The 20,788-nt window shown below is 64.5% G+C and carries 19 protein-coding genes; 11 read left to right on the top strand and 8 right to left on the bottom strand.

Features of this window, described 5'->3' with window-relative positions:
- The first annotated feature begins 12 nt into the window (after window positions 1-12).
- The 5 genes from ATE70_RS17115 to ATE70_RS17095 all read left to right on the top strand — a co-directional run bounded on the left by ATE70_RS17115 (window position 13) and on the right by ATE70_RS17095 (window position 7,501).
- The gene (locus ATE70_RS17115) at window positions 13-1,293 is read left to right on the top strand and encodes a glycoside hydrolase family 130 protein (protein ID WP_058539051.1); all 1,281 of its coding nucleotides are present in this window, start codon (window positions 13-15) and stop codon (window positions 1,291-1,293) included.
- 68 nt (window positions 1,294-1,361) lie between these two features.
- Window positions 1,362-3,512, top strand: coding sequence for a catalase (locus tag ATE70_RS17110; protein WP_082639953.1), 2,151 nt, complete (start codon window positions 1,362-1,364; stop codon window positions 3,510-3,512).
- Window positions 3,513-3,524: 12 nt separating this feature from the next.
- The gene (locus tag ATE70_RS17105; protein WP_058539105.1) at window positions 3,525-4,757 is read left to right on the top strand and encodes an NAD(P)/FAD-dependent oxidoreductase; all 1,233 of its coding nucleotides are present in this window, start codon (window positions 3,525-3,527) and stop codon (window positions 4,755-4,757) included.
- Window positions 4,758-5,123: 366 nt separating this feature from the next.
- The gene (locus tag ATE70_RS17100; RefSeq protein ID WP_156419699.1) at window positions 5,124-6,602 is read left to right on the top strand and encodes a flavin-containing monooxygenase; all 1,479 of its coding nucleotides are present in this window, start codon (window positions 5,124-5,126) and stop codon (window positions 6,600-6,602) included.
- A 26-nt stretch (window positions 6,603-6,628) separates the two neighbouring features.
- Window positions 6,629-7,501 carry an SDR family NAD(P)-dependent oxidoreductase gene (locus ATE70_RS17095; RefSeq protein ID WP_058539049.1) on the top strand — a complete coding sequence of 291 codons (873 nt, stop codon included), beginning with the start codon at window positions 6,629-6,631 and terminating at the stop codon, window positions 7,499-7,501.
- On the opposite strand, the gene ATE70_RS17090 is transcribed toward ATE70_RS17095, so the two are convergent.
- The 6 genes from ATE70_RS17090 to ATE70_RS17065 are packed head-to-tail and all read right to left on the bottom strand — an operon-like array spanning window position 7,498 to window position 13,781.
- Window positions 7,498-8,970, bottom strand: a complete 1,473-nt coding sequence (locus ATE70_RS17090) for an FAD-dependent oxidoreductase (RefSeq protein WP_058539048.1) — start codon at window positions 8,968-8,970, stop codon at window positions 7,498-7,500. The genes ATE70_RS17095 and ATE70_RS17090 overlap by 4 nt on opposite strands.
- Window positions 8,967-10,013, bottom strand: coding sequence for a 4-hydroxy-2-oxovalerate aldolase (dmpG, locus tag ATE70_RS17085; protein ID WP_058539047.1), 1,047 nt, complete (start codon window positions 10,011-10,013; stop codon window positions 8,967-8,969). Before dmpG ends, ATE70_RS17090 begins: the two co-directional genes overlap by 4 nt.
- Window positions 10,010-10,954, bottom strand: a complete 945-nt coding sequence (locus tag ATE70_RS17080; RefSeq protein WP_058539046.1) for an acetaldehyde dehydrogenase (acetylating) — start codon at window positions 10,952-10,954, stop codon at window positions 10,010-10,012. Before ATE70_RS17080 ends, dmpG begins: the two co-directional genes overlap by 4 nt.
- A gap of 9 nt (window positions 10,955-10,963) precedes the next feature.
- Window positions 10,964-11,752, bottom strand: a complete 789-nt coding sequence (locus ATE70_RS17075; protein WP_058539045.1) for a fumarylacetoacetate hydrolase family protein — start codon at window positions 11,750-11,752, stop codon at window positions 10,964-10,966.
- Window positions 11,739-12,557: an alpha/beta fold hydrolase gene (locus ATE70_RS17070; protein ID WP_058539044.1), complete on the bottom strand. Its 819-nt coding sequence runs from the start codon at window positions 12,555-12,557 to the stop codon at window positions 11,739-11,741. Before ATE70_RS17070 ends, ATE70_RS17075 begins: the two co-directional genes overlap by 14 nt.
- Window positions 12,558-12,569: 12 nt before the next feature.
- The gene (locus ATE70_RS17065) at window positions 12,570-13,781 is read right to left on the bottom strand and encodes an acyl-CoA dehydrogenase family protein (RefSeq protein ID WP_058539043.1); all 1,212 of its coding nucleotides are present in this window, start codon (window positions 13,779-13,781) and stop codon (window positions 12,570-12,572) included.
- A 377-nt stretch (window positions 13,782-14,158) separates the two neighbouring features.
- Here ATE70_RS17065 and ATE70_RS17060 point away from each other — a divergent pair, with 377 nt between their 5' ends.
- Genes ATE70_RS17060 through ATE70_RS17045 form a run of 4 tightly spaced genes read left to right on the top strand, consistent with a single transcriptional unit; the run spans window position 14,159 to window position 17,446 of the window.
- The gene (locus tag ATE70_RS17060) at window positions 14,159-15,049 is read left to right on the top strand and encodes a VOC family protein (protein WP_058539042.1); all 891 of its coding nucleotides are present in this window, start codon (window positions 14,159-14,161) and stop codon (window positions 15,047-15,049) included.
- A gap of 40 nt (window positions 15,050-15,089) precedes the next feature.
- Complete coding sequence (locus ATE70_RS17055) at window positions 15,090-15,467, top strand: nuclear transport factor 2 family protein (RefSeq protein ID WP_058539041.1); 378 nt, start codon at window positions 15,090-15,092, stop codon at window positions 15,465-15,467.
- A 1-nt stretch (window position 15,468) separates the two neighbouring features.
- Window positions 15,469-16,674 carry an acetyl-CoA C-acyltransferase gene (locus ATE70_RS17050; RefSeq protein WP_058539040.1) on the top strand — a complete coding sequence of 402 codons (1,206 nt, stop codon included), beginning with the start codon at window positions 15,469-15,471 and terminating at the stop codon, window positions 16,672-16,674.
- Between the two features lie 16 nt (window positions 16,675-16,690).
- Window positions 16,691-17,446, top strand: coding sequence for a glucose 1-dehydrogenase (locus ATE70_RS17045; RefSeq protein WP_058539039.1), 756 nt, complete (start codon window positions 16,691-16,693; stop codon window positions 17,444-17,446).
- Window positions 17,447-17,450: 4 nt separating this feature from the next.
- Here the strand turns inward: ATE70_RS17045 and ATE70_RS17040 are convergent, their stop codons facing one another.
- Both ATE70_RS17040 and ATE70_RS17035 read right to left on the bottom strand, forming a co-directional pair.
- Window positions 17,451-17,819, bottom strand: coding sequence for an EthD domain-containing protein (locus ATE70_RS17040; RefSeq protein ID WP_058539038.1), 369 nt, complete (start codon window positions 17,817-17,819; stop codon window positions 17,451-17,453).
- Window positions 17,819-19,504: an FAD-dependent oxidoreductase gene (locus tag ATE70_RS17035; protein WP_058539037.1), complete on the bottom strand. Its 1,686-nt coding sequence runs from the start codon at window positions 19,502-19,504 to the stop codon at window positions 17,819-17,821. Before ATE70_RS17035 ends, ATE70_RS17040 begins: the two co-directional genes overlap by 1 nt.
- 230 nt (window positions 19,505-19,734) lie before the next feature.
- On the opposite strand from ATE70_RS17035, the gene ATE70_RS17030 reads away from it, so the two are divergent.
- Entirely contained in the window at window positions 19,735-20,256 is a 522-nt protein-coding gene (locus ATE70_RS17030) for an Lrp/AsnC family transcriptional regulator (RefSeq protein ID WP_058539036.1), read from the top strand.
- On the top strand, window positions 20,253-20,723 hold the full coding sequence (locus ATE70_RS17025) for an Lrp/AsnC family transcriptional regulator (RefSeq protein WP_058539035.1): 471 nt from the start codon (window positions 20,253-20,255) through the stop codon (window positions 20,721-20,723). The genes ATE70_RS17030 and ATE70_RS17025 overlap by 4 nt, the downstream gene beginning before the upstream one ends.
- Window positions 20,724-20,788: the final 65 nt, after the last annotated feature.

The raw sequence follows: 20,788 nt of genomic DNA, 5'->3' as shown, positions 1-20,788 counted from the left end.
AAGGAAGATCATTTGCATTTGATCCAGCATGAACTGCGTCTGCACGCAGACCCGACGCGCGTCGTCGTGCGACCCTTTCATCTGGCCTGGCAGGCGTCGGGCCCCGATCTCGAACGCGTGCAGCGGCTGGCGCGCGAGATCGTTGAATTCGATCCCCGGACGGTGCGCGCCGAACTCGGCGTCGTGCTGCGCGATTTCGCCGACCGGCACTGGCAGATCGAGAAGGTGTTCGAGGATCGCTTTGACGAAATAGAACCCAAGCTCGGCCTCGAAGGTCTCGCCCTCAAACGCGAAATGCGGCTCCTGATCGGCGCCTATTTCTGCCACGAATATAGCTTTGCGGCGGCAGCGCTGATGAACCCCAGTGTCGTGCGCCACCCCGACCAGAGCGGGCTGCAGGAGGGGAGCATCCGCATCCTGCTGTCGCTGCGCGCGGTCGGCGAAGGGCATATTTCGACCATAGCCTTTCGCGAGGGCATCATCACCTGCGATCGCGAGCTGACGCTGTTGCCGCAGCCGGCCTTCGCCACCGCAGCGATGCTTGGCCCGCACCGCGACGACAAACCGGAAGATGTCGTCTCGCTCTACCGGCAGAAGGATAATACTCTGTCGGGAACCGTGATCTTTCCAATTACGGAGGCGCAGCGCAACGGACTCGAGGACCTGCGGCTGGTCGAGTTCGAGCGCGACAGCGGCAACAGCGAGTGGATCGGAACCTACACGGCCTACAGCGGCCGCGACATCCAGTCCGAATTGCTACGCACGCGAGACTTCAAAGATTTCACGCTCACCCCGATCAAGGGCAAGGCTGGGCGCAACAAAGGCATGGCACTCTTTCCGCGCAAGATAGACGGGCAATTCTGCATGATCGGGCGGCAGGACGGCAAGAACCTATATCTGCTGCGATCCGACACGATCGATCGATGGGAGGAGGGCGAGTTGCTGCTCGAACCGCGCTTTCCCTGGGAGCTCGTCCAGATCGGAAATTGCGGGGCGCCCATCGAGCTTGACGAGGGCTGGCTGGTATTGACGCATGGCGTCGGGGCGATGCGCAAATATGCGATCGGGGCGATGTTGCTCGACAAGGAGGATCCGTCGAAGGTGATCGGCCGGACCCCCAATCCGATCCTCTCCGCCGCTGACGAGGACCGTGAGGGCTATGTTCCCAATGTCGTCTATACGTGCGGAGCGATCCGCGTCGGCGACGATATCTTCCTGCCTTATGGCGTGGCCGACAGCTCGGTGTGCTTTGCGTTTGTCGCGATTTCGGAAATTCTGGCGGCAATGGCCTAGGCCCACGCAACATATGGCGATGCGGCGGATTGTAGCAGTGTCGCCTTCCGCGGCTGAAGGAACGATCGATGCCGAAAGCTCCGCCACCGTCCCCCGCGAATGACCATAAGCTTCGCGAGCACCAACCGGGCGCAGGCCAGCCCAAGATCGAGGCGAGCCGCGGGAATGGTGACGAGCTGCACCAGAATGTGGCAGCGGGCGGGAGCCCAACGGATGCGTCTTTTCTGACCGACAATTTCGGTCACCGCATTTCCGACAACCAGAATTCGCTTCGCGCCGGAGAGCGCGGGCCGACGCTGCTCGAGGATTTTGTCCTCCGCGAGAAAATCTTCCATTTCGACCATGAGCGCATCCCCGAGCGGATCGTCCACGCGCGCGGTTCGGGCGCGCACGGCGTATTCGAATGCACCAAGGCAATCCCCGGGCTGACCAAGGCGTCGATCTTGCAGAAGGAGGGCGCGACCTGCCCGGTCTTCGTCCGCTTCTCGACCGTTGCCGGCGGCGCCGGGTCGGTCGACACCCCGCGCGACGTGCGCGGCTTCGCGGTCAAGCTCTACACCGACAGCGGCAATTGGGATCTCGTCGGGAACAATATCCCGGTCTTCTTCATCCAGGACGCGCTGAAATTCCCCGACCTCGTCCATAGCGTGAAGATGGAAGCCGATCGCGGCTATCCGCAGGCGGCGAGCGCGCACGATACCTTCTGGGACTTTATCGGGCTGATGCCCGAGGCGATGCACATGATCATGTGGGCGATGTCCGACCGCGCGATTCCGCGCAGCTTCCGTATGATCGAGGGCTTTGGCGTCCACACCTTCCGCTTCGTCAATGCAAAGGGCGAGGGCAAGTTCGTCAAATTTCACTGGAAGCCGGTGCTCGGACTCCAGTCGACGACATGGGACGAGGCGGTCAAGATTGCGGGTGCCGATCCCGATTTCCATCGCCGCGACCTGTTCGAGGCGATCGATGCGGGCGACTTTCCGGCGTGGGATCTCGGCGTGCAGGTGTTCGACGAGGCGTTCGCGAAAAAGCAGCCCTATGACGTGCTCGACGCGACCAAGCTGATTCCCGAAGAAGATATCCCCGTCGAGATCGTCGGCCGCATGACGCTCAACCGCAATGTCGACAATTTCTTTGCCGAAACCGAACAGGTCGCTTTTCTGCCGTCGAACATCATTCCCGGGATCGATTTCAGCAATGATCCACTGCTGCAGGGCCGGCTATTCTCGTATCTCGACACCCAGAAATCGCGGCTGGGGACGACCAATTTCCACCAGATCCCGATCAATGCGCCGAAATGCCCGTTCCACAATTTCCAGCGCGACGGGATGATGCAAACGCTCGTGCCAACCGGGCGCGCCAATTATGAGCCCAATAGCTTAGCTGAAGCAGGCGAAAATGGCGGCCCGCGAGCGAGCGCCGAAACGGGCTTCACGACCTTCACCGCCAACGACGAGCGGAACGACCCAGCGCAGAAGCTGCGCATCCGCGCCGAACTTTTCGCCGATCATTTTACTCAGGCGCGGCTCTTTTATCTGTCGCAGACCGAGAATGAGCAGGCGCATATCGCCTCGGCGCTGGTGTTCGAGCTGTCGAAGGTCACGCTCGATCATGTTCGTGCGCGCGTCGTCGGCCAACTCCGCAACATCGACGAGGATCTGGCGATGCGCGTCGCCGTCGGCCTCGCGATCGATCTGCCGGCCAAGGAAAAGGCGGCGCGACCGCCAGTCGAGCTCAAACCCTCTGACGCGCTCTCGATCCAGAAGAATGCCGACGACACGATGGAGGGCCGCAAGGTCGCGATCCTGTTCGCCGAAGGGTCGGACAAGGCGGCGATCGACAAGCTGAAAGGCGCGATCGAAAGCGCCGGCGGCACCGCCTTTCTCGTCGCGCCGAAGGTCGGCGGGATCAAGGTCAAGGGCGGCACGCTCAAGGCCGACGGCCAGCTCGCGGGCTCGCCTTCGGTGCTGTTCGACGCCGTCGCCTCGATCCTGACCGACGAACAGGCCAAGGCGCTATCGGCGCAGGGTGCAGCCGTCCAGTGGTTCATGGACGCCTATGGGCATTGCAAGACCATCGCCCATGATGAAGCGACGCAGCTATTGCTCGACAAGGCGGGGGTTGAAAAGGACGGCGGTGTCGTTGCGATCGACAAATTTGAAAGCGTGGGCACACGGCGCCATTGGGCGCGTGAAGCCAAGGTGCGCGATCTTGCCTGATCGCCATTTTTGGTGAGCCGGGCATCGGCTACCCATCATCGCGACCTCCGGACCGGCCAGTCGATCTGGTCGGCGCGGCGCCGTCCCGCTATCGCCGCACAGCCGCTGACACGGGACATCGCGTGCGACGTGGTCGTCGTTGGGGCCGGCGTATCGGGCGCGCTGATCGCGGAAGCGCTGTCGGACGCGGGACTCAACACCGTCATCGTCGATCGCCGGGGCCCGGCCGAAGGATCGACCGCCGCGTCGACCGCGATGCTGCAATATGAGCTCGATACGCCGCTGACCCTGATGGCCGAGCGGATCGGTCGCGAGAAGGCCGAACGCATCTGGCGCCGCTCGCGCCAATCGGTCGATGCACTGCGCGAACGGACCGAACGGCTGGGCCTCGCCGTCGATGGCGCGACGCGCGGCTCGATCTATCTCGATGGCGATGTGCTCGACGCGGGCGGTCTCGCGATCGAGGCCGACGCCCGGCGACGCGCTGGCTTCGAGGTCGAGCTGCTCAAGCCCGCTGCCGTGCAGGAGCGCTACGGGATCAAGGGACGTCACGCGCTGATCGGCTTCGGCAATTACTCCGCCGATCCGCGTCGTCTCACCGCGGGTTATCTGAACGTCGCGCTGGCGCGCGGCGCCCGGCTCTATTCGCCAGTCGATATCTGCGACTTAGTGCCCACGGGCGATGGTGTAACTCTGGTGTCGGCTCGCGGACCAGCTATTCGCGCGCGCCATGCCGTGATGGCGACGGGCTATGAGATGATGAAAGGCATCCCACGCAAGGGAAACAAGATCATCTCGAGCTGGTCGATCGCGACGCGCCCGCAGCCTCGCGCCATCTGGCCGACCGCCGCGATGATCTGGGAAGCCGCCGATCCGTACCTGTACATCCGGACCACCCCACGCGGAGAAATCATTTGCGGCGGCGAGGATGAGGAAATCGGCGATGCGGAGCTCCGCGATGCCAAGCTTCCCGACAAGGCAGCGACGTTGTCCCTAAAGCTTGCGGCTTTGCTGCCGGGCGTCGACGCCACGCCCACTTATAGCTGGGCCGGCAGCTTCGGTGACAGCCCGGTGGGGACACCGACCATCGGCCGCATCCCGGGCATGCCGAACTGCTATGCCGCGATGGGGTATGGCGGGAATGGCATCACCTTCTCGATGATGGCGGCCCAGATTTTGCGCGGCTTGATCTGCGGCTACGGTGACCCGGACGCAGATTTAGTCAGCTTCCATCGGAAGTTCTGACCGCAGAGATATTCGCCCGTCGGGTGATATCCGCTTTCCGCACCTGTCTCCCCTATGCCTATCGTGCGTAGCCGGCCCATAACGGAATTGGCTGCCCATCTTTTCACAGCTTCGCGATATGAGACGATCTCAATGTCTTTGACGCACTCGGCCGCTCCAACAGAGGAGCGTTACCAAGTGCCATTGAGTGAAGCAATTATTCGGCAAGCCGACCCCCGCCTAAAGCCCCACAAGATCTCCGACGGTGGCGGACTCGACACGCGCTTCTGTTCACGCTGCTCCCGATCTCGTCCATTTGAGTGATGTGGGCGCCCGGCAGCGGCCGTAGGGAACGGGGCAAGAGCAATCGGAAAACTGGAGTGGATAGTGGGGCGCAATCTGGACCTGCGATATGTCGTCATCGGCGCGGGCATGTCGGGGATATTGGCGGCGATCCGGCTGCGCGAGGCGGGCTATCGCAACGTCACGCTTCTCGAAAAGGCGCACACGATCGGCGGCACCTGGCGCGAGAACCGCTATCCGGGGCTCAACTGCGACGTTCCCGCGCACGCCTATACCTACAGCTTCGCGCCCAATGCCGAGTGGAGCAGCTATCTGGCGCCGGGTCCCGAGATCCAGGACTATTTCGAAGATGTGACCGATCGTTTCGGCCTGCGCGAGGTCGCGCATTTCGGGCAGGAGGTCGATAGCTGCACCTATGCGGACGGCGTCTGGACCGTCACGACCAAGCCGGGGATGACCGTCGAGGCCGATGTCGTCATCACCGCGACGGGCGTCCTTCATCATCCGCGGATGCCCGAGATCGAGGGGCTGGGCAGCTTCGCCGGCACCGTCGCGCACAGCGCGCGCTGGGACGATGCGATCGCGCTCGACGGCAAGCGCATCGGCGTCGTCGGCAGCGGTTCGACCGGGGTCCAGCTCGTCTCTGCGCTCGCCGCGCGCGCGGGCAAGCTCGGCCATTTCCAGCGCTCGCCGCAATGGATCATGCCGATGCCGAACACGCCTTATTCCGAGGAGCAGCGCGAGGCGTTCCGCCGCGACCCGGCGCTGATCGACGCGGTTCGTTACGATCCCGACTATCAGGCGAATGTGCTGCGTTTCACCGCGGGCATCATCAAGCCCGACAGCGAAGAGATGCACATTATCGAAACGATCGTGCGCGACAATCTGGAACAGGGCGTCGCCGACCCGGTGCTTCGCGAGCGGTTGCGCCCGAATTACCGTGCAGCGTGCAAGCGGCTGATCTTCTCGCCCGATTATTATCAGGTCGTGCAGCAGCATGACGTCGACATCGTGATCGAGGGGATCGAGCGCATCGAGCCGCAGGGTATCCGGACGAGCGACGGCGTGCTCCACGAACTCGACCTCATCATCCTCGCGACGGGTTTTCACGCCGACCGCTTCATTCGCCCCGCGGTCGTGACCGGGCGCGGCGGCGCGTCGCTCGACGACATGTGGGCGAAGCACGCGACCGCGTACAACGCGATCTCGCTCCCCGATTTCCCGAACTTCTTCTTCCTCAACGGGCCGACGGGGCCGGTCGGCAATTTCTCGCTGATCGACGTCGCTGAACGTCAATGGGGCTATATCGAGCAGCTCCTCGACAAGGTGACGAGCGGCGAATGCGACGAAATCTGCGTCACGCCCGACGCCATGGCGCGTTATGACGACGCGCGGACCGAGGCTGCCAAAGGCACGATCTTCGCGTCGGGCTGTTCGAGCTGGTATCTGGGCAAGGATGGCGTGCCGATGACCTGGCCGTGGAGCTACGGCCATTTCGCCGATGTGATGGCGAAGCCCGTTTTCGCCGATTTCGAGATGGTGAAGGCCGAAGTTGCCGCCTGAAGGCGACGCCCAATAGGGAGAGTGACATGGCAAATCCGGCAATCGCCGTCGTGACGGGCGCCAGCCGCGGCGCGGGCAAGGGCATTGCGATCGGTCTCGGCGAAAAGGGGATGACGGTCTATGTCACCGGCCGTAGCAGCGATCGCAGCGATGCGACGGGGTGGGACGGCGCGCCGCTGGCGGGGACCATCCACGAAACCGCCGCGGCGGTGACGGCGGCGGGCGGCAAGGGCGTCGCGGTCGCTTGCGACCACGCCGACGATGCGCAGGTCGCGGCGCTTTTCGAACGGGTACGCAAGGATTCGGGGCGGCTCGACATCCTCGTGAACAACGCGACCTATATCCATCACCAGCTCATCACGCAGGCGCCCTTCTGGGAAAAGGAGCTTGCGGCGGTCGAAATCCTGAACGTCGGGCTGCGTTCGGCCTATGTCGCGAGCTGGCACGCCGCCGCGATGATGGTGGAACAGAAATCAGGGCTGATCGCCTTCACCTCCTCCTTCGGTGCCAGCTGCTACATGCACGGCGCGGCCTATGGCGCGCAGAAAGCGGGCGTCGACAAGTTCGCGCACGACATGGCGGTCGATTTCCGCCCGCATGGCGTTCGCACCGTCTCGATCTGGCTGGGGCCGCAGATCACCGAGCGTGCGCTGGGCGCGGCCGAGGTCCACAAGGAGCAATATGAAGGCTTCATGGCGATGGCCGAGATGCCGCAGTTCACCGGGCACATCATCCACGCGATCGCCAGCGACCCCCAGGGCGACGAGCTGTCGGGGCACACCGTCATCGGCGCAGAGATTGCGGGACGCTATGGCATCACCGACCGCGGCAAGACGCCGCCGTCGCACCGCGAGATGCTGGGCAGCCCGCGCGAGCCGAACCCCGCGATCGTCTATTAGTCGGGCGTGGCGGTTGCCGCCTGCCGCCCCGCCATACGCCCGAAGAAGGTGCAGTCGGCGAGGCTGAGACCCGAGCTATAACCATGCCCCCAGCGCGGCAGGCCCGATGTGGCGCGGCCCGCGGCATAGAGACCGGCAACGATCTCGCCGGCGCGATCGAGCACTTCGCCCGACGCGCGGGTGTTGAGGCCGCCGAGCGTGAAGAAGGAAAAGAAGCTGGTGCGGATGTTGAGCTCCAGCGCCGCGAAAGGGCCTTCGTCGAGCACTTTCAGCCATTCGGGCGCCTTGTTGAAGATCGGATCATGGCCTTCGGCGGCGTAGCGGTTGAAGATGTGGACGGTCGGCGCCAGCGTGTTTTCGGGCAGGCCGAGTTCGCGTTCGACCTCCTCCCAGCTGTCGCCCACCGCGGCGATCTCGATCCGCGCAAGGTCGAGCGGCCGCGCAAAAATCGCGTTGTCGACGAGCAGGAAGACGCGGTCGCCGGGCTGGTCGAGCATCGTCCGGCTGACCCGCCCATGATAACAATCCTCGTTGATGAAGCGCTGCCCGCGTTCGTTGACGAAAATGCCTTTCACGAGGCTTTCGGGCATGATCCACGGGCAGGTGGTGAAAAACTCGTCCATGTGGATCGCATCGCCGCCGGCGCCCATACCCATCAAGATGCCCGAACCATTGTCGTTCTCGCCGATCGGGTTCGCGAGGCGCAGCGTTTGCGGCGCGTGGCGGCGGAGCATGTCGTCGTTCATGCAGAAACCGCCGGTGGCGAGGATCACGCCCTTGCGCGCGCGAATAAATCGCGGCTGGCCGTCGAGGCGGACGACCAGGCCGGTGACGCGGGCGTCGGTGTCGACGACGAGCGACAGCACGCGCGCATCGCATTGAACGTCGACGCCGAGCGCGCGAACCCGCGCTTCGAATATGTCCATCAGCTTGCGCCCGCCGCCCCAGCCCATGAACTGGATCGTGTGCCCGCGCGGCGCCGGGGCGGCCGCCTCGGAAAAGGGCCAAGCGGCCTCGCTGCCCGACCAGATCAGCGTGTCGTCTTCGGCGGGCTCGATGATCTTGCCGGGAAGGAATGTCCCTTTGTGGGGAATCCCCTGATCCTTGAGCCATTGATAATGGCCGAGGCTTTCGCGCGCATAGAGCGCAACCTTGGCGGCATCGGCATCGGGGCCGCCCGCCATCATCAGATAGGCTTCGAGCGCTTCGGTGGTATCGGCAAAGCCCGCGGCGCGCTGCGCGTCGGTGCCGCCGCCGCCGCCGAGGTAGATTTCGCCCCCCGACAATGCCGAGGCGCCGCCGCTGCCCGAGGCCGCCTCGAACAGCACCACCGCGGCGCCGGCTTCGGCCGCCTCGATCGCCGCGCACGCGCCCGCGGCGCCGAAGCCGACGATCGCGACATCGGTCTCGGCGTCCCAGCGCTCGACCTGTTCGTGAGGAAAGGGGCGAGCGGCGGAGAAGCCCGTCATGCGGCGGTCTCGCGCGCCTTCAGCATGTCGAGCGCGACGTCGACGATCATATCCTCCTGCCCGCCGACCATCTTGCGACGGCCGAGTTCGACGAGGATCGTGCGCGTGTCGAGACCATAGGTTTCGGCCGCCTTTTCGGCGTGACGCAGGAAGCTCGAATAGACGCCCGCATAGCCGAGCGCGAGCGTTTCGCGGTCGACGCGGACCGGGCGATCCTGAAGCGGACGCACCAGATCCTCGGCGGCGTCCATCAGCGCATTGACGTCGCAGCCATGGTTCCAGCCCTTGCGGTCGGCGGCGGCGATGAAGACCTCGAGCGGCGCGTTGCCCGCGCCCGCACCCATGCCGGTGAGCGAGGCGTCGATACGCACCGCGCCCACCTGCGCCGCGACGATGCTGTTCGCGACGCCGAGCGATAGATTGTGGTGCGCGTGCATGCCGCGCTGCGTTTCGGGCTTGAGCACGCGGTCATAGGCTTCGAGCCGCGCCTTGACGCCGTCCATGTCGAGCGCGCCGCCGCTGTCGGTGACATAGACGCATTGGGCGCCATAGCTTTCCATCAGCAGGGCCTGGCTCGCGAGCGCTTCGGGCTCGATCATATGGCTCATCATCAGGAAGCCCGCGACGTCCATGCCGAGGTCGCGCGCGATGCCGATATGCTGCTTCGACACATCGGCCTCGGTGCAATGCGTCGCGACGCGCACCGAACGGACGCCGAGGTCATAGGCTCGGCGAAGTTCCTCGACCGTGCCGACGCCCGGCAGGATCAGCGTGGTGAGCACCGATTTGGTGAGCACCGATGCGACCGCTTCCAGCCATTCCCAGTCGGTGTGTGCGCCGAAGCCATAGTTGAAGCTCGCGCCGCTCAGGCCATCGCCATGCGCGACCTCGATCGCGTCAACCCCCGCGTCGTCGAGCGCCTTGGCGATCGCCTTCACCTCGGCGATGCCATACATATGGCGGATCGCGTGCATCCCGTCGCGCAGCGTGACGTCCTGGATATAGAGCTTGTCGCCCGCCTCGACGTTGAATTGCGCGCTCATGCGACCACCTTCTTTCCTTCGCGAATACGCTCCGCGAGCAGTTCGCCGGTCGCCTTGGCGGCGGCGGTCATAATGTCGAGATTGCCCGAATAGGGGGGCAGATAATCGCCCGCGCCCTCGACCTCGAGCAGGATCATCGTCTTGATGCCCGTAAACTCGCCGCGCCCGGGAATCTTGAGCTTGTTGTTGTCGCCGAAGCGCTCGAACTGCACTTCCTGCTTCAGGCGATAGCCGGGCACATAGGCTTGCACCTTTTTCACCATCGCCTCGACGCTGGCACGGATGGTGTCCTCGTCGGCGCCTTCGGACAGGGTGAACACCGTGTCGCGCATGATCATCGGCGGCTCGGCGGGGTTGAGGATGATGATCGCCTTGCCCTGCGCTGCGCCGCCGACCTTTTCGATCGCTCCGGCAGTCGTGCGGGTGAACTCGTCGATGTTGGCGCGGGTGCCGGGGCCCGCCGAGCGCGACGAGACCGACGCGACGATCTCGGCATAATGGACGGTCGCGACCTGGCTGACCGCGGCGACCATCGGGATCGTCGCCTGTCCGCCGCAGGTCACCATATTGACGTTGCCGGCGTCGAGGTTGTCCTCGCCGTTGACGGTCGGGATCGTATAGGGGCCGATCGCGGCGGGGGTCAGGTCGACGACCTGCTTGCCGTCGGCGCGCAGCGCGGCGTCGTGCACCTTGTGCGCATAGGCGCTGGTCGCGTCGAACACGATGCCGATCTCGGGATAGACGTCCATGGCCTTGAGCCCGTCGATGCCTTCATGCGTTGTCGCCACGCCGCGTTCGCGCGCCATCGCGAGTCCTTCGGACTTCTCGTCGATGCCGACGACCGCCACCAGCTCCATATTCTGCGGATATTTGATCATCTTGATCATCAGGTCGGTGCCGATATTGCCCGATCCGATGATCGCCGCCTTCACCCGTGTCATTGCCATTCCTTATACAAAACGCGCGACGCAATGGCCGAGCGTGCGGCGCCCGTCGCCGAGGATCATTTCGAAGATGTCGCCCTTCACCGCGGGCGCGAGCGGCACGAGGCTGCCCGACAGGATGATGTCGCCGGCATCGAGCGTCACGCCGTGCGCGCCGAGCGTATTGGCGAGCCACGCGACCGCCTGCGCGGGGTCGCCCTGAACCGCATGGCCATAGCCTTCGGACAGCGGCGATCCGTTTTTCGCGACCGCGACATGCAGGTTCGGAAGATCGAGCCCGCGCGGATCGATACGTTCCTTGCCGAGCACGAAGACCCCGCACGAGGCGTTGTCGGCAACCGTGTCGACAATGCCGATCTTCCAGTCGGTGATGCGGCTGTCGACGATCTCGAAACAGGGGGCGATGCTCGCGGTTGCCGCAATCACGTCGGCGGCGGTCACGCCCGGGCCGTTCAGGCTGTCCTTCAGGATGAACGCGATCTCTGCCTCGGCGCGCGGCGCGATCAGCGCTTTCGCGTCGATATCGATATCGCCCTCGACATACATCCAGTCGGTGAGGAAGCCGAAATCGGGCTGGTGAACGCCCAGCATGTCCTGCACCGCCTTCGACGTGACGCCGATCTTCTTGCCGACGACGCGCTCGCCGTCCTTCAGCCGCCGCGACAGGAAGTCGAGGCTGATCGCATAGGCGTCGTCGATCGTCAGCGAGGCATCGCGCGCGATCAGCGGTTCAACCGTGCGCCGGTCGCGCAGCGCCGCATAAAGCTCGCGCCCGTAAGTTTCAGCGATGCTCATCGAGGAACTCGATCGCATAGCGGTTGAACTCGCTCGCGCGCTCGACCTGCACCCAGTGGCCGACCTTGTTGAAGGTCACACAGCGCACATCGTCGCACGCTTCGAAGAAATACTGGATGCCCGAGAGCGGCATGAAGCGTTCGTTCTGGCCCCAGAAAAGCAGGATCGGGACCTTGATCTCGCCGAGCCGCGGCCGGACATTATGCGTCCGCATCCGCGTGATCACCTCCTTGGGCTGCCGGCTCGCGACCGCGAAACGTTCCTCGACGAGCGCATCGGTGATGTGCTTCGGGTCATAGACCAGATTTTCGCCGAGGCGCCGCTGGTCGGCGAGGCTGAAGTCGGGGCTGCCGAACGAGGAGCGCATGTCGGCGATGCCGGGCATCGCGAAATAGACGTCGAGCTCCTCGATGCAGCCGGGCGCCATCAGGATCAGGCGCTCGGTGAATTCGGGATGGTCCTGCGTCATCTGGATCGCGACGCCGCCGCCGAGCGAGTTGCCGATCAGCGTCGCCTTGTCGATCCCGTGCGCCTTCAGCGCATCGTACAGCGTGTCGGTGAACAAGGTCAGCGTATAGTCGATGTCTTCGGGCTGCGACGAGGCGCCATAGCCGATCAGGTCGGGCAGGATGACGCGGTAGCCGGCCGCGACGAACGCATCGACATTCTGCCGGAAATTGGACAGTCCCGATGCGCCGGGGCCGCTGCCGTGGACGAACACCAGCGCCGGGCCTTCGCCCGCTTCCTTGATGTGGATGTCATAGCCACCCGCGACGCGGTGCGTCGTTTCCTTCATCTCTCCCATGGCCATTTCCTCTTACATGAATGTGAAGGCGGGCGGTTCGCCGAGCATCGTCATGACGACGTCGGTGGTGCGATTGCCGGGGTCGTTCGCGACGTGCGCGCGCGCCGCGTTGAGGTCGAGCCACGGCTGGATGATCGCGCTCGACATATAGACGGCACGGCCGCCGAGGAGCTGGACCATGCCGTCGACCAGCTCGGCGAGCCGCCGCACGACGGTCGAGCTTTGATAGGCATAGAGCGCGCGTTCCTCGAGCGTGATCGGCTCGCCGCTTTCGGATTTCGCCATCAGCCGGTCGAAGGTCGTCTGGTGCGTCAGCTCCATCTCGAGGATTTGCGCGTGGGCTTTGGCGATCGCGCCGTGCAGCAGCGGGTCGGCCTTCGACGCCTTGCCGGTGTTGGTCGAAATGCGGCCCTGCATGATTTCCATCGCGGCATTCACCGCCGCGCGGGCGCCGCCGAACGCCGCGGTCGACACCGAGCGGACGAAGATCTGCGCCCAGGGCAGGCGATAGAGCGGGCCGTCGTTCTCGGCCTGGCCGGGATTGGTGCAGGCGAAGCCGTCGCTTGCGCGGTGGGTGCGATGTTCGGGGACGAAGACGCGCTCGACGAGGATGTCGAAGCTGCCGGTGCCCTGCAGGCCGAAAACGTCCCATGTCCCCTCGATGACCTGATAATCGCCGCGCGGGAGCAGGAAGGTGCGCATGTCGGGCGGGCCGCCGTCGGTATCGAAGTTGAGCGCGCCGAGCAGCACCCAGCCGCAATGCGTCGAGCCCGAGGAAAAGCCCCAGCGGCCCGAAAGATAGAAGCCGCCCTCGACCTTCTCGACCTTGCCGACGGGCTGATAGGTCGACGAGACGAGCATCGCGCCGCCATTGTCGCCCCACACCTCGCGCTGCGCCTCGTCGTGGAAAAGCGCGAGCTCATAGGGGTGGCAGCCGAGCACGCCGTAAATCCAGCCGGTCGACATGCAGCCCTCGGCGAGCGCCTTTTGCACTTCGAAGAAGACATTGGGGTGCATTTCATAGCCGCCCCAGCGCTTCGGCTGCAGGATGCGGAAGAATCCCGCGTCCTGCATCTCGGCGACGGTTTCCGCGGGGACGTTGCCGTCGAGCGTCGTCTGGCGTGCGCGGGCCTTCAGCGTCGGAATCATTGCGCGGGCGCGCTCGATCAGCGCGGCGGGGGTGGGCAGCGCGGTGTCGGCGGCTTGCTGCGGGGCGGTGGCCATATGCTCTCCTCGGGATATTCATGCGCTTGCGGGAGGCCGCGTCGCGATATCACTCCTGTATTCGTAGTGAATGATGCATTTCTCTACGCAAGCTGTCAATCCGGATTCTATGCAAAATGTCGCTTCGGGCCATTCGAAGGGTCGGGCTGCGTATCGAGGCGCGCAGCGCGATACGCAAAGTGTCGCTTGCCGTAGCGGCGTTCAGGGCTTTGGATTGATCGATCGACAGCGAGAAGTGCGAGATGAGAAGACAAAATATACGGTTTGCGTAAATTATAACGCAAATTTCTACGTATCATACTTGATGTGGCGCGTTCTCGCCTGTAGCTTGCGCTCGATTCAGGGTGCAGGAGCACCCGTCCGTAGGGGATGAGTGAATGGCAATCAGGTCACTGGCCTATGTCGTGGTCGATACGGCCGATGTCGAAGCGTGGCGCGCCTATGCCGAACAGGTGCTGGGCATGCAGGCAATCGACCATGCGGGCGGCCTGCGCCTGCGCATGGACGAGCGTCCGTTTCGCATGCTGATTCGGGCAGGCGACGCCGAGCAGTTTCACGCCGCGGGGCTCGTCTATCCCGACAAGGCCGCCTTCGATCGCGGCATTGCGGGGCTTCGCGAGGCGGGCGTCGCGATCGAATCCGCGACCGCCGACGAAGCCACGGATCGCCATGTCGTCGAATTCGTCCGCTGTACCGATCCCTCGGGCAACCGGCTCGAACTCGGCTGGGGGCGCGTCGTCGACGGCAATCCGTTCGTCTCGCCTGCGGGCGTATCCGAATTCATCACCGGCGAGATGGGGATGGGGCATGTCGTCTTCCCCGCGGCCAAGCTTGCGGAGACGCGCGCTTTCTATATCGACCTGCTCGGTTTCGGCGACACCGATGAAATGCGTGTCTATATGCAGGGCGGCGGGCCCGACGATCCGGGGCTCGGCCTTCATTTCCTCCACTGTGACAATCCGCGTCACCACAGCGTTGCGCTCGCCGAATTTCCCGTGCCGAGCGGGCTTGTCCACATGATGGTCGAGGTGCCGGGCCTCGACGATGTCGGCCGTGCGCTCGACCGCGCGAAGGCGGCGAACGTCCATATCTCGTCGAGCCTCGGCAAGCATATGAACGACAAGATGGTCAGCTTCTACATGCGCAGCCCCGGCGGTTTCGACATTGAATATGGCTTCGGCGGCATCCAGCCCGACTGGGCCAGTTTCACCCCGACGATCAGCCTCAAGGAAGACGAATGGGGTCATCATTGGGATTTCGGCGGCTGACGCTGCGCTGATCTCGCCCCCGATTTTGGAGAAAGACATCATGCCCAGCCACGAGGAAATGGTCCGAGCCGTCGAGCGCTATGTCGAAGCGTTCGACAAAGGTGACGCCGCGATGGCGTCGGGCCTTTATGCCGACGACGCGACGGTCGAGGATCCGATCGGCACCCCGATCCACCAGGGACGCGACGCGATCCACGCCTTTTATACCATGTCGATGCAGGCGGGCGCCAAGCTCCGCCTCGATGGCCCGGTGCGCACCGGCGGCGATTATGCCGCCTTCGCCTTCACCGTGCTGGTCGATTTCGGCGGCCCGAAGGAGATCGAGGTGATCGACACCTTCAAGTTCGACGCCGAGGGCAAGGTGACCGAGATGCGCGCCTATTGGAGCCCCGCCAACATGCGCGCAGTCGAGGCCTGAGATGGCACGTGAAGCCGCCATCGTTTCGACCGCGCGCACCGGCGTCGGCAAAGCCTATCGCGGTGCGTTCAACGACACCGAGGCGCCGGTGCTGGCGGCGCATGTCGTCAACGCCGCGATCTCGCGCGCCGGGATCGATCCCGCGCGCGTCGACGACGTCTATCTGGGCGTCGGCAACCACTGGAACACGCAGAGCTATAATCTCGGCCGGCTGACGGTCCATGGCTCGGTGCTCCCCGATTCGACCGGTGGCTTCACGCTCGACCGCAAATGTTCGTCGGGGCTCAACGCGCTCGCGCTCGCCGCGCGTGGCATCATTGCCGACGAGATCGACGTCGCGGTCGCGGGCGGGATGGAGAGCATCTCGCTGACGCTCAACAAGCACACCCCGGCCTTTCGCAACCGGTCGGAATTCATCAAGGCGGCTGACCCCCACGTCTATATGGCAATGATCGAGACCGCCGAGATCGTCGCCGACCGCTATGGCGTCAGCCGCGAGGCGCAGGACGAATTTTCGGCTGTAAGTCAGCAGCGCGCCGGCGCGGCGCAGGCCGCGGGAAAGTTTGCCGACGAAATCGTGCCGATCACCGTTCAAAAAGCGCTATTCGACAAGGAAGGCCATGAGGTCGGCAAGGAAGAATTGACGCTGGCGCACGACGAGGGCGTGCGCGGCGACACCACCGCCGAAAAGCTCGCGGGGCTGAAACCCGTGTTCAAGGACGGGCTGGTCGTCAGGGAAGGCCGCCACATCACCGCGGGCAACGCCAGCCAGCTGTCCGACGGCGCCTCGGCGCAGGTCGTGATGGACCGCGCGATGGCCGAGAAGGAAGGGCTCCCGATTCTCGGCATCTATCGCGGTTTCCAGGTTGCGGGCTGCAAGGCCGAGGAAATGGGCATCGGCCCGGTCTTCGCGATTCCCAAGCTCCTCGAACGCGCCGGCCTCAAGATCGACGACATCGGCCTCTGGGAAATCAACGAGGCGTTCGCGAGCCAGGCGCTCTATTGCCGCGACAAGCTCGGCATCGATCCGGGCAAGCTCAACGTCAACGGCGGCGGCATCGCGATCGGCCATCCGTTCGGAATGACGGGCTCGCGCCTCGTCGGCCACGCATTGATCGAGGGCAAGCGCCGCGGCGTCCGCTATGCGGTCGTCTCGATGTGCGTCGCGGGCGGCATGGGCGCTGCCGGCCTGTTCGAAATCGTCTGAATCAAAGGAGGCAGCGATGGCGCTGTTGTTCGAAGGAAAAACCGCTTTCGTCACCGGCGGGGGCAGCGGCATCGGCCGCGCCGCCGCGCTGGCCTTTGCCGCCGAGGGCGCGAAGGTCGCGATCGGCGATCTCAATGGCGACAGCGCCGCCGAAACCGCGGCGCTGATCCGCGCGGAGGGCGGCGAGGCGCATCATGGCGCGCTTGACGTCACCGACGGGCGCGCGGTCGACGCCTTTGTCGACGATATTGTCACGCGCTGGGGACGGCTCGATTGCGCCTTCAACAATGCCGGGGTCTCACTCGAGGGAATGGAAACGCCGTGGGGCGACCTTGCCGCCTATGATCGCACCATCGCGGTCAATCAGCGCGGGCTGCTGCTCTGCATGGCCGCGGAACTGCGCCATATGGAAAAGGCGGGGCGCGGCGCGATCGTCAACACCGCGTCGATCGCGGGCATGGCGGGCGCCGGGGGCGCGGGCTATTGCGGGTCGAAGCATGCGGTGGTCGGGCTCACGCGCTCGGCGGCGATGCGCTACGCCGCGCAGGGCATCCGCATCAACGCCGTCTGCCCCGGTGCGATCCGCACCCCGATGGTCGATGCGGTGGTGAAGGAAGAAGCCGCAGCGCGCTTCGTGGCCGAAATGCACCCGATGAACCGCATCGGCGAAGCGCATGAAATCGCCGACGCGGTGATCTTCCTCTGCTCGGACAAGGCAAGCTTCATCACCGGGCATCCGCTCGCGGTCGATGGCGGTTATCTGGCACGCTGAGGGATCAGTCAGCGACGAGCGCGCTTGCGCGCTCGTCGACCACGATAAGCCGGGTTTTTGATCGGTCGAGGAATTGTTCCTCGTCCGCCGCCAGCCGTGCGGCATTGGCGGGGCTCATCAGCACAGCGAGCGCCTCGTCATAGGCCGCACGGTCGTGAAACCAGATCTCGGTCACCGAATCATAGTCGAAAGGCGGGGCCAGATCGAAGGCGATGCTGCCCTCGGCCGCGACATAGTTGCGGCGATAAGCGAGGATATTGGGCATCAATTCAAGCACCAGGGGCGCGTGCCGGGTCTCATAATAGTCGATAAAGGCCGCGCGGCTGATATCCGCGCGCGCCTTCAATAGTGAAATGACCTTGAACATACCCATCAGCTGTTCACCCGCATCGCGTGCCGCGCAGCAAGCCAGCCGAAGGTCATCGCCGGCCCCAGCGTCGCGCCCGCGCCCGGATAGGTCCGCCCCATCGCGGCCGCCGAGGCGTTGCCGATCGCATAGAGCCCGCCCAGCGGCCTGCCGTCCTCGCCCAGCACCCGGCCGTTGTCGTCGGTGAGCAGCCCACCGTTGGTGCCAAGGTCGCACGGATAGATGGGGATGGCGTAGAAGGGCGCCTCGGCGATCGGCGCGAGCGTCGGATTCGGGGTCACCGACGCATCGCCATAATGCCGGTCATAGGCGGAGGCGCCGCGGCCGAAATCGGGATCCTCGCCCTTGAGCGCATTGGCGTTGAAGCGCGCAATTTCCTTGGAAAGTACCGCGGCGTCGACGCCGATCTCCTTCGCGAGCCCGGCAAGGGTTCCGGCCTTCTTCAATATCTTGCGCATCGCCTCGGGGATGCGGCTGTCGGCCGACGGTTTGCCCGCCATCATCGGGCCGAGCATATATTTGCCGCGATAACGCGCGTCGAACACGAACCAGGAGGGGGTGGTGGGCGCCTCGGGGGTGTTGCAGCGGTGCATCTCGCCCCCCGCGACATGATAGGATGCCGCCTCGTTCATGTAGCGCTTGCCCGCCTGGTTGACGATGATCGAGGAGGGGAGCGCGCGTTCGACGAACAGGATCCGCGCGCGGTCCTCGCCTTCGAGCAGGAAGCCGGGACCCCACCAGGCCGAATCCATCAACGCGGTCGCGGCGCCCGCCGCGAGCCCCGCCTTCAGGCCGTCGCCGGTGTTGCTCGGCACCCCCGCGCTCCAGTCGGCCGAGGTCGGCTGCGGCAGATATTTTTCGCGCAGCGCGGCATCATGGTCGAAGCCGCCGCTCGCAATGATCACCCCGCGGCGTGCGCGAACCTCGATCCGCTTGCCGTCGCGTTCGACGATCGCGCCGGTGATCCCGCCCTTGCCCTGGACCAGTTCGACCATCGGCGCATTGAGCCAGAGCGGCACGCCCTTTTCGTCGATCGACAGCTTGAGCCGCCCGATCAGCGCGTTGCCGCCGGTCAGGCGCCGCGAACGCTTGGTTTTGAAGCGCCACGGCAGGTCGAACATATATTTGAGCATCAGCTTGAACAGCAAAGGCTTGGCGCCGGGACTCATGGTCAGGAGCAACTTCGCCTCCTCCATCGTCCAGGTGAAGCGGCCAAAGGTCAGCGTCAGCGTGTGCGGCGGTTCCATCCGCTCGAAATCGGCACCGAGCGTATCGGCCATCAATGGGATCGGGTCGTGCGTCCGCCACCCGTCGCGCGCGCCCGCGACGTCCATATGATAGTCGGAATAGGCATAGGCGGTGTAGCGAACCTCGGACCGTTCCTCGAGATAGCGCAGCATCCGGTGTGCATTGTCGACATAGGTCGCAAGCCTGGTTTCGGGCACGTCGTCGCCGATCAGCGTCTTGATATAGCCCAGCGCTTCCTTCGGATCGTCGGCATGGCCCTTGGCGCGCGCGTCGTCGCTGTTCGGGATCCAGATGCCGCCGCCCGACGTCGCCGACGTCCCGCCATAACGCGCGCTTTTCTCGACAACCAGCACGTCGGCGCCGGCGTCGGCAGCGGTGAAGGCCGCGGTCAGCGCCCCCGCACCCGAGCCGATCACCAATATGTCGACTTCGTGAACCGCCACTCTATTGCTCCTGCGTGCCTGCCCCGGAAAAACTCGCGCTTTCCGGCCTGCATGCGGTTCTACATAATGATTGCGTTTTTGAAAGATAAAATTTTTACGCAAACCGTTATATATTCCGCGCTGCAATCGATGAATGTTGACAGTGGCGCGGCGATACGGTCTGTGGACGCATATCGATGACGTCGAAGCGCCATCGCACAGGATGCTGGTTTAGCTGGGGAGAACAGGCGTTGCGCACCGCAACCAAGGCCGGAAAAAGGACGCGGGGCAAGGCCGCGAACGCGAACCAGGGTGACGGGCTGCCGGCGCTCGACGAGGTCGACGAGCAGATCATCGCCGCGCTTCGCAAGAACGGCCGGATCGCAAACCGCGACATCGCGCGCGAGATGGGGCTGAACGAGGCGACGGTGCGCACGCGGCTGCGCCGGCTCGAGGATGCCAGCATGGTGCGCGTCGTCGCGATGCGCGACCTTTCGGCGATGGGCTTTGGTTATCTGGCACCCGTCGGCGTGCAGGTGAAGGGGCGGCCCGCGGGCGATGTCGGCGCCGAGATCGCCGAGCTGGAACGCGTTATCACCGTCAACGTCGCGATCGGAACGCATGACCTCGAAATCCAAGTGGTGGCCGAAACGCTGGAGGAGATGCAACATCTTCTGACCGGAGTGATCGCCAAGATCGACGGGGTCGAGCGGCTGTTTCCCAGCCTCGCGCTCAAGGTTCTCAAATATAATCCGGAATGGGCACCGCTATGAGCACCAGGATCAGCCTCGACGAGCTCGATCACAAGATCATCGAACGCCTCGGCCACGACGCGCGGGTCTCGAACCGCGAGATCGGCCGCGAATTCGACCTGACCGAAGGCACGATCCGCTCGCGCCTCAAGCGGCTGCTCGACAACAGGGTGATCCGCGTCGCCGCGGTCACCAACGCCAACCGGCTCCGCAACCCGATCCTCGCCTATCTCTGGGTCGAAGCCGACACCGCCGCCGATATCGAGAAGGTCGCGGAGAGTCTGGCGCAACTGCCCGAGATCGGTTTTGTCGCGACGACGCTGGGCCGCGCCGACGTGCTCGCGATGACGCTGGTCGAAAACGGCAATGAGCTGACCGATTTTCTCCACCAGACGATCGACAAGATCCCCGGCGTCCGGCGGGTCCGCTACAGCCTCGGGCAGAATTTCATCAAGCACGACTATCGCTGGTGCGCGTTGGTCGATTGAGCGTGGTCTTTATCGATCGCAGAAAAATGCCCGAAACGACCGTTGAGGGGCGGAAAGCGGCCGTT

This window comes from Sphingopyxis sp. H053, assembly GCF_001468225.1.
Lineage (GTDB): Bacteria > Pseudomonadota > Alphaproteobacteria > Sphingomonadales > Sphingomonadaceae > Sphingopyxis.
The sequence above is the reverse complement of the archived record's forward strand: the minus strand, read 5'-3'. Positions and strand labels throughout refer to the sequence as shown.

Coding starts and splice junctions, on each gene's coding strand:
- ATE70_RS17090 (WP_058539048.1), bottom strand. CDS start 8,970: ATGACGGGCTTCTCCGCCGCTCGCCCCTTTCCTCACGAACAGGTCGAG.
- ATE70_RS17055 (WP_058539041.1), top strand. CDS start 15,090: ATGCCCAGCCACGAGGAAATGGTCCGAGCCGTCGAGCGCTATGTCGAA.
- ATE70_RS17075 (WP_058539045.1), bottom strand. CDS start 11,752: ATGAGCATCGCTGAAACTTACGGGCGCGAGCTTTATGCGGCGCTGCGC.
- dmpG (WP_058539047.1), bottom strand. CDS start 10,013: ATGAGCGCGCAATTCAACGTCGAGGCGGGCGACAAGCTCTATATCCAG.
- ATE70_RS17025 (WP_058539035.1), top strand. CDS start 20,253: ATGAGCACCAGGATCAGCCTCGACGAGCTCGATCACAAGATCATCGAA.
- ATE70_RS17045 (WP_058539039.1), top strand. CDS start 16,691: ATGGCGCTGTTGTTCGAAGGAAAAACCGCTTTCGTCACCGGCGGGGGC.
- ATE70_RS17060 (WP_058539042.1), top strand. CDS start 14,159: ATGGCAATCAGGTCACTGGCCTATGTCGTGGTCGATACGGCCGATGTC.
- ATE70_RS17110 (WP_082639953.1), top strand. CDS start 1,362: ATGCCGAAAGCTCCGCCACCGTCCCCCGCGAATGACCATAAGCTTCGC.
- ATE70_RS17065 (WP_058539043.1), bottom strand. CDS start 13,781: ATGGCCACCGCCCCGCAGCAAGCCGCCGACACCGCGCTGCCCACCCCC.
- ATE70_RS17080 (WP_058539046.1), bottom strand. CDS start 10,954: ATGACACGGGTGAAGGCGGCGATCATCGGATCGGGCAATATCGGCACC.
- ATE70_RS17070 (WP_058539044.1), bottom strand. CDS start 12,557: ATGGGAGAGATGAAGGAAACGACGCACCGCGTCGCGGGTGGCTATGAC.
- ATE70_RS17050 (WP_058539040.1), top strand. CDS start 15,469: ATGGCACGTGAAGCCGCCATCGTTTCGACCGCGCGCACCGGCGTCGGC.
- ATE70_RS17095 (WP_058539049.1), top strand. CDS start 6,629: ATGGCAAATCCGGCAATCGCCGTCGTGACGGGCGCCAGCCGCGGCGCG.
- ATE70_RS17040 (WP_058539038.1), bottom strand. CDS start 17,819: ATGGGTATGTTCAAGGTCATTTCACTATTGAAGGCGCGCGCGGATATC.